A 15,913-nucleotide genomic window follows, 5' to 3' on the forward strand; every position below is an offset into this window, starting at 1 on the left:
GCATCCATTTGGGTGCGGCTTTTTTTATTTCCGCTTCCATATTTATTGATATTTTCTAATTATTTAAGTTGTACTTTAATATTATTAAATTTGTCGTTTTATTTATTTGATTAGTTATTAAGAATTCCTAAATGAGCCTTAAAAATATAAATAAATGTTTATACTTAATCCATTAGGTTTCATTTAAACATTCACAGCAGGCAGGGAATCCAATGACGAGCAAGACGACAAAAAGCGCCAAATTGGCCGGATTGATTAAAAAAACAGCACAAAAACTCGTCGATCGCCCCAAGCACCTGCAAAAGCTAGCTTTAACGCTGCCCCTGCTGGCCTTATTTGTTGAAGAGGTCCGCGCCGCACAAGGTAAATCGGCCGTCTTTGAAGATTTACAAGCCCTCACCGAGTTTGTGGATGCACAAAATTTAGACGACGCCCAATACGCTGAAATTGAAGAAAGTCTCGACGGCGTTGAGCTAGCGGCCAATGATGTGACAGAAAAAGAAGTCGCTGCCGTCGCAGAAGAAGAAACAGAAAAAGCCGCCATCCTGGAGGAAGAGGGCGGTGCTACAGCTAAGCGAAAAGCAGCCTTGCTAGAGCCAGGCTCAGAAACAGGTGCAGGCCGAGGCTTTGCGGCTGAAGCCGAATCGGGTGCAGCTGGCGTTGCGGGCGAGCATGCCGCTGCAGGCGCTACCGAAACATTCGAACTTGCTGGCTTGGTCGTTCCAGTGGCCCCGCTTCCTTTGCTGGGTACTTTGGCTGCAGGCATTGGTTTAGCGAATGCCAACACCGGCGGTGCAACCAACACAGAAACCGCCACAGGCACCACCCTCAGCCGAACCCTCAAGCAACTCAAAACAGACGGCATTGTCTTTGTGCAGCCCGCATCGGGTAGCAACGTCATCAACGTGGAGCTGGGTACAGGCGCTGCGCTTACTAGCACCACGGGCGTCACACTCTTTGGCGACACAGACCGCGATGGCACGGTCACCGCTGCTGAAAACGCAGCCTTGCAAGTCACCCTGATCATTGCCAATGCAGATCAATTGGCTGAAGTGGCTGCCATCACTGGGCGACTGACCGATTACGGCATTGACAGTGTTCGCATCGACCTCTCAAACCAAGACTTGCTCAATGCACTCGCCAGCGATGCCAACTTGGCAGCCAATTTGGCTGCAATCCGAGCCAGCGGATTGACGGTGACAACCATTGACATGCTGAATGATGCTGCAAGCCTTACCTTGACGCAGGCGCAAGTGCTGAGTGCAGCGGGCCTCACCATTGCAAGCGCAGACGTGGTGACACTGACAGTGGCTGATTCAGCTGGGTTGTCTGATGCGGCAGCGGTTGCGAGCAGCTTGCACACGCTGGGTGTGGACACCATCGATGTGGGTAGCAACGCTGCAAGCCTTACCTTGACGCAGGCGCAAGCGCTGAGTGCAGCGGGCTTGACCATTGCAAGCGCAGACGTAGTCACACTGACAGTGGCTGACTCAGCAGGGTTGTCTGATGCAGCAGCAGTTGCGAGCAGCTTGCACACGCTGGGTGTGGACACCATCGATGTGGGTAGCAACGCTGCAAGCCTTAGCTTGACGCAGGCACAAGCACTGAGTGCAGCCGGTTTGACCTTTGCAAGCGCCGATGTGATTACCCTCAATGTGGCTAATTCGTCGGAGTTGTCGAGTGTTGTTAATACGGCTACCGACCTTCACACACTGGGCATTAGCACCATCGATATGGGTGGAAGCGCAAACGTTGCAGCTTCACTGAGCGATGCACAAGCGCAAACCTTGGTTGCTGATGGGTTGCATTTCGCTTCGAGTGACACCATTACCCTCAACGCTGATACCTCGCATGGCACACATCTGAGCACAAGCCTCAAAGACTTGCAAAAACTCGGTGTTGATGCAGTTGCACTGTCTGGAGGTGCAGATCAGCACCTCATGGTCGACTTGGGTGCAGGTGCATTCAGCAGCGCTGGTTTACCTACTTTCGCAAGCGCGCTAGACGTTACCTTAAACATCGACAGCACTCAGGTCAGTCAGATTGCAAGCAGTAGCGTTGCAGCAGCATTGCACACGGGTGGTGTGGATCATCTCAACATCAATTTGTTAGACGCATCGGGTAGCACGGCAGGCTTTGGCGATGAACTCGCCACATTGCTTTATACAAGCGGCCTTGACAGTCTTAAACCTGCAGGTTTAGACGCCACCATTGATCTTGGTGGAAGCGCAAATGTTTCAGCTTCACTGACCGACCTGCAAGCGCAAACCATGATTGCTGATGGTTTGCACTTCGCGGCGAATGACACGATCACTTTCAATGCTGATACTTCAAGTGGCACGCATCTGAGCACCAGCCTCAAAGACCTGCAAAAACTCGGGGTGGACACTGTCACTTTGACCGGTGGTCACAACATTGATCTAGGTGCAGTTGATTTCACTGCCGGTGTACTCCCGCACTTCGGTACTGGTGGCGACGTCACCCTTAACCTCAGCTCAACAGAGCTGAATGGGCTTTCGGCTAGCGATATCAACAAACTGGCGCAAGCAGGCATCGATCACCTTAACTTAGGTTCCGATATCACGCTTACTCAATCGCAACTTGCCGCCATTGATGCTGCCGGGTTGGACATTGCCAGCCATACCAACGTCACATTGCAAGTGGCTGCAGATGCCGCTTTTCCTGCGACTGCCGATATCACGGCAATGCAAGCCCTGGGTGTTGACCAAATTGATATGGCGAACGATCACGCCTCAATTTCTCAAGCACAAGCTCAGGCCTTGGTGGATGCCAATGTGAAATTTGTGGACAGCGATAGCGTCACCATGGACATTGTTTTGGATGCTAATGGCTTCAGCCTGGATACAGTCAAGGCGACCAATCTTCATAACGCTGGCGTCGACCACTTCAACGTAGATGCCCCTGCGTTGATTAATGAAACGTTTGCTCATTTGATGCTTGATCATCAGTTGGATTTTGTGTCGGCGAATGACATCACCCTCAGTGTCGCCGGAACGCACATGGGAACAAGCTTGAGCGATTTGCAAAAACTCGGTGTCGATCATGTGGCTATGAGTATCAGCAACAGTGCAGACTTCAACTTTGCGCTGAACCACACCACGACCTTGCAAGGCGAAGGTGTTGATCTGATTGACATCACAACCGATGCTGCCTCAATTAACCTCGCTGCTGCCAATGCGTTGGCCAATGCAAATATCGCGTTCTCTGCAGAAGACGACATCACACTCGACATCAGTGCTGATCCAACAGTAGGCAGCGCTGAATTTGTTGCAGCCATGACGCATGCGCAAGATTTGGAAAAAATGGGCGTAGACCATATTGACTTCTTGTCCAACGCAGGCTGGCTCAATGATGTTGGAGCTACTCAGTTGATCAATGCAGGCATCGACTTCGCTGCTGAAGACGACATTTCACTGCGCCTCACCAATTCTACGTATGTTGCGCAACATGCCGTTGAAATCAGCAAACTCGGTGTTGACCATGTGCAGATCAACACAGGCACAACCGACTTTGGTGAGATCGAAACAGTGGCAAAAACTCTGCATGATGCGGGCTTGGCTACGTTTGACATGGACATCTTCGGCTCTACACTGAAGTCGCTGACTGATCTCCAAACTCTTGACAGCATTCAGAACAATGGCATTGACTTCAATGTGCACATTGCGATCGGTTCGGACGTCGATGGCTTTAACAAGATTAATGGTCTAGCTTTCAGCAGCCTGCACCCTGACGCCAACACAACATTTGGGCAATTGATTGGTGCACTGCAAGAAGCAGGTATTCACGATTACATCGTGGATGGCTTCAATGATGGCAACTCATTCCTTGCGCTGCCAGATTCGCTGGCTGCCGCATTGCAAGAAGCAGGTATGTTGTCCGCACTGCCAGACGCCAACTTCAAGCTCGATACCACGCATAACGCCACCTTCAACACCTCGCACCAAGCGCTCAATACTAGCTTGTCTGCCATGTCAGAACTGGGCATTGACGAAGTTGTGTCTGCAGATACCGTCAATAAATTCTTTGTTGAATTGGGTAACAACACCGATGTGGCAGCCATCATTGCTGGCTTTGAAAACGGTTCGGTTGCGCCAACGCAAGACGGGTTGTTTGGGGCCAAAGATGCTGGCTTGGTCATCGATCAAGCAACATTCGATCATTTCAGCCAGTTCACCCCAACTGCAATGTCTGATCTCTTGTCCAAACTCTCCAGCCTCGGCTTCACCGAAATCGATGTGCTCAAAGGCGCGAGCGACTCCGAGTCGTACCACATCAACGTCACGGCACAAACACCTGTTCTGGACACCCCCGTTCAAATCGTGGGTACCGATGCCCAAGCGTTGCTCGACGTCTTCAGCACAGACATCCAAGACAAGAAGATTTCTTAATCTCAAAAGCCATCACAGCCACAGGGCTGTGGTGGCTTTTTTTTGTCTTTGACATTTTTGTTCATCAAAACTGTCAAAAAAGTCGATTTTTCATCAAAATCTGATAGATTAGATGACTAATTGCGTAACTAGAAAGCTCTTAGAAATGCTTAAAAAATTCTTCAAACAGGCCACCATCGGTGCGCTTGTAGCGGTAGCGTGGGCGAATCATGCATCAGCTGCTGATTTGATGGCTGATTTCCAAAAAGCCATGACCTACGACCCCACATTTCAAACGGCGGTTGCCGAGCGTCAGGCCAACCAAGCCAGTGCCACACAGGCCCGTGTGGCGTACTTGCCAGAGGCCACCCTCAGCAACCAGCGCCTCGACACAGACACCACCACACGCCAAACCACGCGTGTGACCATGCCCATCATCGACCTGGGCCGCATGGCCACCTTCCGCCAAGCTGCACCGCGCGATGGCTTTGCCGAAGCCACCTTTGTGGTGAAAACGCAGGACCTCGCCACACGCTTGCTCAAAGGGGCCAACGCCATCATCTTGGCCAACGAAAACATCAGCCTCAACGAAGCCAAAATGGCCGCGTTGGACCAACAAGCCTTGGCTGCCAAAAAGAAGCTCGAACTAGGGCAGGGCACAGTCACCGACCTGCGTGACATTGAAGTCAAAGCCGCCCAAGCCAAAGCCCAACAACTCAGCTACAAAACCGCCTTGGCTGTGGCCGTTAAGCAATACGCCGCCATCACCGGCGAGCGCCCCAATGTCAAAGACTTTGTGTTGGAGCAAAAAGACCGCAAGCTGCCCCTCAAACCTGCTACCGACTATGTAGACGCAGCCCTGCAAGCCAACCCCTCGCTGCAAGCCGCTCGCTTTAGCGAACGCGTGGCCGAGCTGGAAGTAGAAAAATCCACCGGCTCCTTGCTGCCCACCATCTCTGCCACCTACAACAACAGCAAGGCTGGCAACACCACCAACACCTACAGCGGCGTGCTCGTCAACATGCCCTTGCAAGCTGGCAGCTACTTTGCCCGCCAAAGCGTGCAAGCCAACTGGCTCAAAGCCAAAGAAGCCACGCGCGACAGCGAAGAAAAAACCCGGGTGGAAGTTGAAAAACTTCGCGAACAAGTGGAAACAGGCTTTGAAGTCTTGACCATTCAAAAGAACGCCATTGCTGCCGCCGAGTTGAGCCTAGAAGCCAACATCAAAAGCTACGAAGGCGGCGTGCGCAGCGCCGTCGATATTTTGAACGCCACCCAAACCGTGTTTCAGGTCAAGAGCGACTACGTCACCTCGGTCACCACACAGTCGGAAGCCATTCTTTCGTTGCTCAACCAAACATCGTTGGATGTGAATGAGGCATTGACCAATGCCTACAAGTTTTTGTTTGCCAAATAAATCAAGTTAAGGTTTTGTTTTGAAGATCATTGGTAAAGCCGAGCAGAAAAAGATTGAGCTTCAAATAGAGACACTTCACAAGAAAGTGTCTGAGCTAGAAGGGCAGTTAGCCACTGCGAAAGCCGAGCACAAAAAGCTCGAAGCTTCAGCTAGCAAAGCGCAAACTGAGGCTGCCAAGGTTCAAGCAGATGGCAGCAAAGCATTGGCAGATGCCAAAGCGCAGCTTGACGCCAAAGCCAAAGAGCTAGAGGCAAAAACCAAAGAGCTAGCCACCGCTCAAGCCGCAGCTGCCAAAGCCAAGCAAGAGGGCGATACGGCTACCCAAGCTGCTAAAGCCGACGCAGATAAAACTAAGCAAGCACTCGATGCGGCCAACAAAGCATTGGCAGACACCAAAGCGCAGCTGGATGCCAAAGCCAAAGAGTTAGAAGCAAAAACCAAAGAGCTAGCCACCGCTCAAGCCGCAGCCACCAAGGCCAAGCAAGACGGTGATGCAGCCACCCAAGCCGCCAACAAAACATTGGCAGACACCAAAGCCCAGCTAGACGCCAAAACCAAAGAGCTAGACGCTAAGGGCAAAGAACTCGCGGCCGCACAAGCAGCCACAGCCGCAGCCACCAAAGCCAAGCAAGACGCTGACGCAGCAAGTGCCAAAGCCCTTGCCGATGCCAAGGCACAAACCGACGCGAAAGCCAAAGAGCTAACCACTCTCAAAGCCGAGCGCGACAAACAAGCCAAGCTAGCCCAACAAACCGAAGCCAAGTACCAAGACAGCGCGCAAGAAAACGAGCTGTTGCTCTTGCAGCTCATGCAAGCGCAAGAAGAGCTGGTTGAGTACTACGAGCAAAAAGGCGAGTTTGAAAAACTCTACCTTGCCTATAAAGCCCGTTGGGAGCGTTTAGAAAAACGCCTGCCCAACTACCTCGACTATGGTGCAATTGAAATCGTCGATGTCGATGGCGTGTCAGACGTGCCATCCATCACTTGGCAAGTCAAAGACTTTGCGCAAGCAGGCGTGGCGCTGAGCGAGTTCGGCTTTGTCACCGTGCTGCAAGACGGCCACCCCGGCATTGGTTTGGTCAAAGACGGTCAGCCACACGCCTTTGTGCCCAAGCTGCTCAACAGCAACAAAGACCACCTTGCCACATTCTTGGGGCTGGCTACCACTGAATTCAAGCAGCTCACAGCTGCCGTCAGTATCTTGAGCCAGCTCGAGGCAGGGCAGTGGCAGGGCTTTGAGTTTCCCGCGCAGTTTGACCTCGCGTTTTGGCGCCCCTCTATCCAAACCCTTTTGGCTCAGCTCAAACAGCTGCCCGCCTTGCTGCGCTACGACGAAGTGCGCCTCAAGCGCGAGCTCATCAACCCCGACTACGAACACCTCTGGCTTGAGTTCCGTGGGCTTAGCCTTGGTGCAGCGCAGTGGAAGAAGTTTGAAATCCGCTTGGGCGCAGCCTTGGTGCAGGCCGATGGCTTCTCGCAGTACCCCAAGTTTGAAATTCCGCTCATTGATGGCAAAACCAAACCCTTTGACAGCTGGTACGCCGAAAGCCAAGACGACAGCGGCGCTAAGCTAGAGCTGCGCTTTGCGCTGGATAAAAACGTGTTCGATGTGGCCGTGTGGGCCAAACTAGCCGATGCCGACAAAGCCTTGCTCTTGCGCCTCATCTACGCCATGCCCGATGCACTCAAGCGCTTGGACAAACAAAAGACAGCCATTCACCGCCCTTGGGCCACATGGATCGACTTTGCAACGGGCGCAGTCAAAGTGCTAGAGGCCAACAAAACTGCAGCGCAATTACCCGCGACAGAGGTGAAAGAGCAGAAAGAAGCAACAGAGGCTGAAGCGCCAAGCAAAGCCAAAGCCCCCAAAGCTTTGCCAGCCCCTGCCAAGCTCACCAGCACAGGCGCTAAAGCAGGCAAGGTCATCAGCATCACGGCCAAGCCTGTGGCTAAAGCCGCACCAAAGCCCAAAGCAAAGCCAGTTGCAGCAAAAGCGCCTGCCAAACCTACAGCTAAAACTGCTAAACAAGCCGCCAAAACAGCGCGAAAAGCCAAAGCGTGATTACCAAAGAAGAAGCCGTCCTAGCCTATCGCCTCATGCTCGGGCGTGACCCCGAGAATGACGACGTGGTGAATAGCCTTTGCCAAAACACCCACAGCAGCCACGCGCTGCGCGATGTGTTTATCAAGTCGCCCGAGTTTCAGCAACGCATGGGCGAGCTACTCAAGCTGCCGCAGTCTGTGCGCCATCGCCACCCCTACACACTGCCCAAAATTCCGGTAGAAACCGAGGTCTCTGCCGAGGCTTTGGACCAAATGTTTGAGCGCATCCACAAAGAGTGGGAGCATCTTGGGCAAACCGAGCCCTTTTGGTCGGTCGTTACCCAGCCACAGTACTACCAAGCCGAGTTTGAAGCACACCGCGAGCAGTTTTACACATCGGGCAACCACAGTTGCCAAGTGTTTTTGTCGGCGGTGCGTCGCAGTGGCGTTAGCCCTGCCGACCTAAACACTTGCCTAGAGGTAGGCTGCGGTGTTGGCCGCGTCACTGGCTACTTGGCCGGTGCTTTTAGCAAGGTCATTGCGTGCGATATATCCAAGCCGCACCTCGACTTAGCCCAGCAACACCTGCAAGTCAAAAACATTGGCAACGTCGAGCTGGTCCACTGGCACACCGTGCAGCAAATGCAGCAGCTGCCCCAGGTTGATGCCATCTTCTCGGTCATCACCCTGCAGCACAACCCACCGCCTGTGATGGCGTGGATGCTCAGCACCTTGCTGGGCCACCTGCGCTCGGGCGGTGTGGCCTACATACAGCTACCCACCTACCGCAACGGCTACATGTTTGAAGCCGAGCGCTACCTGCACAGCACGCCCCCTAGCACGCTGGAAATGCACTTTTTGCCGCAACCCGAGGTGTTCAAAATCATTGAAGCATCCAACTGCCGCTGCCTAGAAATACGCGAAGACGGCATGGTGGGCGATGAAGACAAGATGCTGTCCAACAGCTTTTTGATTCAAAAGAAATAAGCCAAAGCAGAGCCGCCGTGCTAATGAAAGTTGCCAGCCGCTTAAACGTAGACCTCGCCAAGCAGTTTGCTTGGCTGCTACGCAAAGACTTGCGAGAAGCCTTTGCCAGCAAAGACGACCCAGGCTTTGCCGAGTGGTGGCTCATCAAGGGCAGGCAAGAGTTTCCGGGCTGGGCCGACAGCCTAGATGCCGAGCAACTCAACGCCTTGTTTGCTAGCGCAGGTGCAGCCACCGTTGCCGGGGTGCAGATAGACGTGCCCAAGCTAGCCAGCCTGCTGGCCAAATACCGCCCCGATGCCGTGAAAGAGTTTGCCAAAGACGGTAAGCTGCAAAACGAGCTGTTTTTTGCATGGGTGGTGGTGCGCGGCTTGGCCGAACACCAACTGGCCCAGCACGCCCCCCGCAGTCTAGTGGCTGCGCTAGACCAGCCCGTGCCCGACACCTACAGCAAACAGGGCGAGCCCCCCGTACCCGCCGCCACGCTGCTCATGTACCTGCTGTGGCGTTTGATGGACGACAAAACCCAACAAGCCCGCAGCCTTTACACCGCGCAGGGCAGGCTGGCCTTTTTGGGTTGGTTCTTTAACGTGGTGGGCACACTGGGCATAGCCCCCTTGGTGGCTGGCCGCTGGAAAGCGTGGGTGCAAAGCCCCGAAGGTGCAGCCGCCTTAGCCACCCAAAAAACCACCGCAGCCAAGCTGCCGTGGCTGGCCCCACAAACCAAACAGCAAGCCGCAGCCCCAAGTACCGCTGCTGACAAACCCTTTGGCCTGAACATCTATGGCTTCGCCTACGGCGAGCTAGGCATTGGCGAAGACCTGCGCATGGCCGTAGAGTGCTGCGAAGCCGCAGGCATTCCTTACCATGTGGTGAACGTAGATGCAGGCGACGCCCGCCAAGCCGACCTACACCTCAAAGGCAAGGTGAGCGACGGCACTGAGCTGCCCCCTTACAACACCAACCTGTTTTGCCTGCCCGCGTTTGACACCGTCAGCCGCGTGTTTATGCAAAAAGGCGCTGCCGTGTTTGAAGGCTATCGCAACATCGGCTGGTGGCCGTGGGAGCTGGCCGTGTTTCCTAAGGCATGGAAGCCCTATGCCTTTGAGCTGGTAGACGAGGTGTGGGCCAGTAGCCAGTTTTTGTACGACATGTATCAGCAGGCCACAGACAAACCTGTCAAGCTAGTACCCTTAGCCGTGAGCGTAGAGCGCATGAAGCCCTACCCACGCAAGCACTATGGCCTGCCCGAGAAGAAGTTCTTGTTTTTGTACATCTTCGACTTCAACTCATCCGTGGCCCGCAAAAACCCGATGGCTGCCGTGCAGGCCTTTAAACAGGCCTTTAAACCCACTGATAACACCGTGGGCTTGGTGCTGAAAACCATGAACACTAAGCCAAACAACCCTGAATGGCAGGCCTTCTTAAAAGAATGCCAAACCGACAAGCGCATACAGCTGATTACCGAAACCCTAGACCGTCCTGAGGTGCTGGGTCTGATCAACGCCTGCGATGCCTATGTGTCGTTGCACAGGGCAGAGGGGTTTGGGCGGACTTTGGCGGAAGCGATGCTGCTGGGTAAGCCTGTGATTGCAACCAATTACTCGGGTAATGTTGACTTTATGCAAAATGAACTTGCATATCCTGTCGATTTTGAATTGGTTAATGTTGAACAAAATTCATACCAATGGGTTTCAAATGAAGATTCAGCGAAGTGGGCAACCGCTAATCTTTTGGAATCAATACATTCATTTAAGAAAGTCTCGAAAGCGAAGCTAGATAAAGTTGATAGAGAAAAAATTAATTTATTGTTTTCTTCAGAGGTCTTAAGCGTGATATTTTCCAGTTCAATTATTTAATTTATGGAAAAAAAATGGATCATCGATGGTTTTAATATTTCATATCCCTATGATTGGCAGCGTCCAGCAAAAACGGAAGAGTGGACTTGGGAGTATTTGAATGCAAGTCATCACCAATCAAATTTCATCGAATTCGTATCGTTTCCATGGGCTACGTTAATAGACTTAATTGCGCGTAAGCAAGATATCCGAGCAAATGCTTTGCTCGTTGACTTAAATAAAATTCCGCCAAAGAAAAAACTATTTCGCGCAACCATATGCCAGCATATAAACCTTAAAGAAATAATCCATCTTTTTAAAAAAATTAAAATAACTGATATTTTTTGGCCGCATAAAGTAAAAGGCGAGGATTTTATAGATGGAATTAGGGTGCATCCTTATGTTTTATATCCATATGCATATTTTGAAAGAGAAGAAATAGTTTCTGGCAGTATCGTTGAGTCTGATTACCTGGTTTCATTTATTGGTGCATACGATGAAGGATGTTATCTAAGCGATATTAGAGAGCAAATTTTTAAATTTAATAAAATGGAAAGCTCCTTAATTATCCGTAGAGAAAAATGGTATTTTGAAGTTGATGTATATCAGTGTCAAATAAATAATTCTAGCGTTGATTCAGATGTAATTTCTAATCAGAAATTCATGTTAAATGAGTACATTGACTCATTGTCAAAAACCGCATTTGTACTGTGCCCGTCAGGTGCGGGTCCCAATACAATTCGCTATTGGGAGGCTATTGCCTTTGGTCGTGTCCCTGTTTTATTATCAGATTCGTGGGATCCGCCTAATATAAATAATATTTCCGATGGTTTAAATTTGCCAGAAGCTTTGTTGGAAAATTTTCTAAATGAAATACAAGAGCAAGAAAAAATAAAAGTGATGTCTTTCTATAAAGATTTAATATTTCATTGTGAAAAAAATAAGGAAATTCAACCAGGTGAATGGCTGAGAAATATTTTTGATAATTTTTATTCGAATCAGAATTTAAAAAAATTAGTGGGGCGATCATGAGTTCAAATCAAACAATCGAAAAACTAAAACAAGCTGCCGAATATGAAAAATCTGGTAATGCAAAAAAAGCATTCCAACTGTATAGTGAATTGCTGACTGAATTGAATAGTCCAGTATGGCTGAAAATGAAAATTCAACGCCTGCAAGGTGATCAAAAGACGCCCAGCACTTCAAAGGCGCTATATCATGCGCCAGTAGTTAATAAACCGATTGTTGCCACTTTGAACACTGAAATTGTTCCCGTCAACTCAATTGAGATTAAGAAAGATAAAATTTTTGATTCTTTAAGCTCTTCTTGGGAAGAATGGAAAAAAGAATTTGGACCGGGTCAATTAACTATAGAAAATAATAGTTTTACTGTATCTTCAAATGGCGAAAGATTTTATCTTTCAAAAGAATTAAATTTTAAATCTGGACGATCATATGAAGTTACCGTGCAGCTCGGTGAAATCAAAGGAGAAATCGGTCATTTGGTTGCACTTGTGAAGCATAATGGTTTGGAAGGCGATGTGGAGTTTTTAGCAAAAAACGCCAAGTCTAATGATTCAATCGTACTGAAATTTACAGCCTATGATGACACTGAAGCTTCTCTTAGGATAGGGCTCGGAACAACTACAAATGTAAATGGTGAAGCTAAACTGGTCGTTACAGGTCTTTGTATATATGAGACTATTCTTCCGGAAAATAACTATAAATTTATTAATAAATTTTGCAGAGAATATATTGATCCTGAGCTGATATTGCCAAATTTAGTTCCAGGCTGGAATGATTATTCGCAAATAGATGAAGCAGTGCAGAGTGCGAAAAGTGATAAAGATTTTGTTTTTACAAAGAAAATATCCATAATTATACCTGCATATGAACGCATTGAATTACTTCGAAAAACATTAGCGTCCATTGAGTGTCAGTCTTATCCTAAAGAATTGATTGAGGTTGTTATCGTAGATGATGGCAGTATAGTAGATAACTTTGAAAATGTTTTTAATGAATTTTCAAAAAAATTAACTCTTTACCTAACTCGTCAAGAGAGAAACGGATATGGCTTAACACGGGCTAGAAATTTAGGTGCTCGAGTATCCAGTGGTGAAATATTATTGTTTCTAGATAGCGACTTAATCCTTCCTAGAAATTATGTTGCTTCATTCATGTACTATCATCACGTCTCAGATGTCATATCTGTTTTAGGGGTGCGTAAGTTTATTAATTCCGAAACTATAACAGTTGAGGATATTAGATCTTTAAATTTCAATTTTGATAATATTGAGAAATGCCAGTCAGCTAATCCACATCATAAAAATGTTAATGATGTTGACGGAAATTCAATAGATTGGAGGCTCTCAGAGTTTGACAAAAATAACTGGTTGCTTGATGCTAAAAATCCATTTCGTTTCTTCGGTGGTGGACACGCCAGTGTATCTAGAGCAAGGTTTTTCAGTATAGGTGGCTACGATGAGTCATTTAATGAGTGGGGAAATGAAGATCAAGAATTTGCCTACAGGTTATGGTCAGCTGGCCAGAAATTTATCCCGCTTAAAGATATTTTCGATTATCATCAAGAAGAGCCATCTAAGCTTGATGATCAAGCATATAAGCTTACTGATAATAAAAAAACGAATGAAATGCTTATTTCAAGGTGTCCAGACTTTACTGTACGTGCACCTAGCATCAAAAACAAAAACTTTTTAGTCCCACTATTTTCTATTTATGTACCAGCCTTTAATGTCGAGTCTTATATAAATGAATGTATAGATAGCGTCTTGGCGCAAACTTACCAAGACTTTGAAGTGATCATTGTGAATGATGGCTCAACGGACGGTACAGCATTAGTTTTGGAAAAATACAAAAATGATAGTCGTGTAAAAATAATTACTAAAGCAAATGGCGGCATAGGGAGTGCCTCAAATACTGGAATTAGAGCAGCTATAGGTGAGTATATTGTTCAACTCGACTCTGATGATACTTTAACTCCTAATGCTCTTGAGGAGTTAGTTGTTTTCTTTAAGGAAAATCCAACTGTTGAATGTGTATATACCAAGCACAAGCTTATTGATGCAGACAGCAAATTCATTGGTGATGGGTGGTCGCCGTCCTATTTTGATAGGTATGAAAACTTGATTGGCATGAGTGTTCCGCATCTCAGGTCATTTCGTAGGGCTCTGTATTACAAAACATCTGGTTTTAATGAGGTCTATACAAATGCAATTGACTATGATTTCTTTTTAAAATTGTCAGATCATACAGAAATAAAATTCCTAGATAAATTTCTCTACAATTACAGAGTACACCCCACTCAAACCAGCACTAGGCAAAAAGATGAGCAGGTGGTTAATCACATTAATGTGGTGAATGATTATTTAAAGACTATTGGTCGATCAGATTTCTATGCATTACGACTTGATCCATTTCATCCCCAAAGAAACTTTATACTAAAAAGGGGGTCGAAATTTGAGTTTGAAAAGAAGTCCAAAATTTTTGAGCAACCGAAACTTCCTGAGCTACGGCTGCCTGATCCGAAGGGGCCAGGCAACGACTACACATACATTCAGAACTTTGTTCAAAATTTCTATAAAGATAACCCTAAAAAATACTCTGAAAAAATCTCGATTGTTGTGCCTGTTTACAACCGTGCTGAGCGTTTATCGCGATGTTTGGCTGGTATTTTCCATCAGACTTATCCCCGCGAGCTAATCGAAGTTGTTGTTGTAGATGATGGCAGTTCAGATGCGGTAATGGAGATAGTAAAAAAGTACAGCAAGCTGCTTAATTTAAAGTATGCAAAGCAACATGATGATGGGTACAGGCTGTCTGCAGCTCGAAACTTGGGTATTAGAACTGCAACACATCGAAATATTTCAATTATCGATTGTGATTTAATTCCTCTTCCTGTATTTATTGAGTCATTTATGCAATACCTCCATCATTTTGATAATGTGGTTTTGCTTGGTCATCAGCGTTTCGTTGATCCAACCGGTATTTCTGATGATGAAATTCTTAAAGATGTTAATCGTCTGAAAGACTTTAAAGATATCAAGTCTGAAAACTCTACTATGCTCGATACGCCGGATGGTATTACTAGAGATTGGAGATATAAGCTTTACGACGAGACAAATTTTTTAAAGAATGATGAATTTCCGTATCGTGCTTTTTCCTCTGGTCATGTAGCATATAGACGAACTGTTATTGAGGCAGCGGGATACTATGATGAGGATTTTAATGTTTGGGGCTGTGAAGATAATGAAGCTGGTTACCGAATATATCAACAAGGCTTTTATTTCATCCCAGTACTAGAAGCAGTTGACCTGCACCAAGAACCACCATCTGGGAAAAATGAAACGAACAGAGAAGCTGATCGGATCATCTCTAGAAAGTTGCTTCAAGAAAAGTTGCCGGCAATGAGAGGGTGGTTTGGTGAGCCTTATATCATTAAGCCTGGAGATGAACCTCTATTCTCGGTTTGTATACCTATGCACAACACGGGTAGCTTTGTAATCGAAGCAATTGAGAGTGTGCTTAATCAGAGTCTGCAAGACTTTGAGGTGTTGATATATGATGATGCGTCATCAGATGGAACGCTAGAGATGGTTAAAGAAAAATTCTCTAGCAATCCCAAAGTACGAATACTGGAAGGTGAAATTAATCGTCACGTAACCTATTCAAGAAATTTGCTGCTTGAAAATGCCCGTGGTGAGTTTGTTGCATTTCTTGACTCTGATGATTTAATTTATCCTGATGCATTAGCAACTTGTCTCAAATATTTTAGAGGGCGTTCGAACATTGGATTAATTTGCACTGAGTATGAAAAAATTGATGAGGCTGGCAATTTAATATCTAAAGGTTGGTCACCTTCTGCATTTGATAGGGGAGGGATTTTCTACGGAAATATATTTACTCACATGAGGGTTTTTCGCTTAAGAGACTGGAATAGATCTCGAAAATGGAATGATAAGGAAATCTTTCATTACCGTTATGGCGAAGATTGGGATTTATGCATCAAATTGGTTGAGGTTTGTGATTTCGACCGAGTCTCATCTGTTTTATACAAGTATAGAGTAAGAAATTCGGGTATAACAAATACCGAATCATCTGCTGATAAGTTTAAGCAAACTAAATCTGTTGTTGAATCGAATTTGCGGTCTAATAATTTCTTGGATTATAAAATCCTTCAGGTTGATCCAAACAATTCTCATTCAATTGGATTTATAAAGAATTAA

At 47.4% G+C, this 15,913-nt stretch carries 7 protein-coding genes; all 7 read left to right on the top strand.

The window, feature by feature from the left end:
• Positions 1-242: 242 nt before the first annotated feature.
• The 7 genes from QMG27_RS06120 to QMG27_RS06150 all read left to right on the top strand — a co-directional run bounded on the left by QMG27_RS06120 (position 243) and on the right by QMG27_RS06150 (position 15,913).
• A complete protein-coding gene (locus QMG27_RS06120; protein ID WP_281814376.1) occupies positions 243-4,409 on the top strand; it encodes a hypothetical protein in 4,167 nt (1,388 codons plus the stop codon).
• A 145-nt stretch (positions 4,410-4,554) separates the two neighbouring features.
• Positions 4,555-5,805 (top strand): TolC family protein, encoded by a 1,251-nt coding sequence (locus QMG27_RS06125; protein ID WP_281814378.1) that lies wholly within the window; start codon positions 4,555-4,557, stop codon positions 5,803-5,805.
• A 19-nt stretch (positions 5,806-5,824) separates the two neighbouring features.
• Entirely contained in the window at positions 5,825-7,867 is a 2,043-nt protein-coding gene (locus tag QMG27_RS06130; protein ID WP_281814379.1) for a hypothetical protein, read from the top strand.
• On the top strand, positions 7,864-8,835 hold the full coding sequence (locus QMG27_RS06135) for a class I SAM-dependent methyltransferase (RefSeq protein ID WP_281814381.1): 972 nt from the start codon (positions 7,864-7,866) through the stop codon (positions 8,833-8,835). Before QMG27_RS06130 ends, QMG27_RS06135 begins: the two co-directional genes overlap by 4 nt.
• A gap of 23 nt (positions 8,836-8,858) precedes the next feature.
• Positions 8,859-10,691 (top strand): glycosyltransferase family 4 protein, encoded by a 1,833-nt coding sequence (locus QMG27_RS06140; protein WP_281814383.1) that lies wholly within the window; start codon positions 8,859-8,861, stop codon positions 10,689-10,691.
• Positions 10,692-10,694: 3 nt separating this feature from the next.
• A complete protein-coding gene (locus QMG27_RS06145; RefSeq protein WP_281814385.1) occupies positions 10,695-11,702 on the top strand; it encodes a hypothetical protein in 1,008 nt (335 codons plus the stop codon).
• Positions 11,699-15,913: a glycosyltransferase gene (locus tag QMG27_RS06150; RefSeq protein ID WP_281814387.1), complete on the top strand. Its 4,215-nt coding sequence runs from the start codon at positions 11,699-11,701 to the stop codon at positions 15,911-15,913. The genes QMG27_RS06145 and QMG27_RS06150 overlap by 4 nt, the downstream gene beginning before the upstream one ends.

It is taken from the genome of Limnohabitans sp. MORI2 (assembly GCF_027925025.1).
Lineage (GTDB): Bacteria > Pseudomonadota > Gammaproteobacteria > Burkholderiales > Burkholderiaceae_C > Limnohabitans.

Coding starts and splice junctions, on each gene's coding strand:
- QMG27_RS06140 (WP_281814383.1), top strand. CDS start 8,859: ATGAAAGTTGCCAGCCGCTTAAACGTAGACCTCGCCAAGCAGTTTGCT.
- QMG27_RS06145 (WP_281814385.1), top strand. CDS start 10,695: ATGGAAAAAAAATGGATCATCGATGGTTTTAATATTTCATATCCCTAT.
- QMG27_RS06150 (WP_281814387.1), top strand. CDS start 11,699: ATGAGTTCAAATCAAACAATCGAAAAACTAAAACAAGCTGCCGAATAT.
- QMG27_RS06125 (WP_281814378.1), top strand. CDS start 4,555: ATGCTTAAAAAATTCTTCAAACAGGCCACCATCGGTGCGCTTGTAGCG.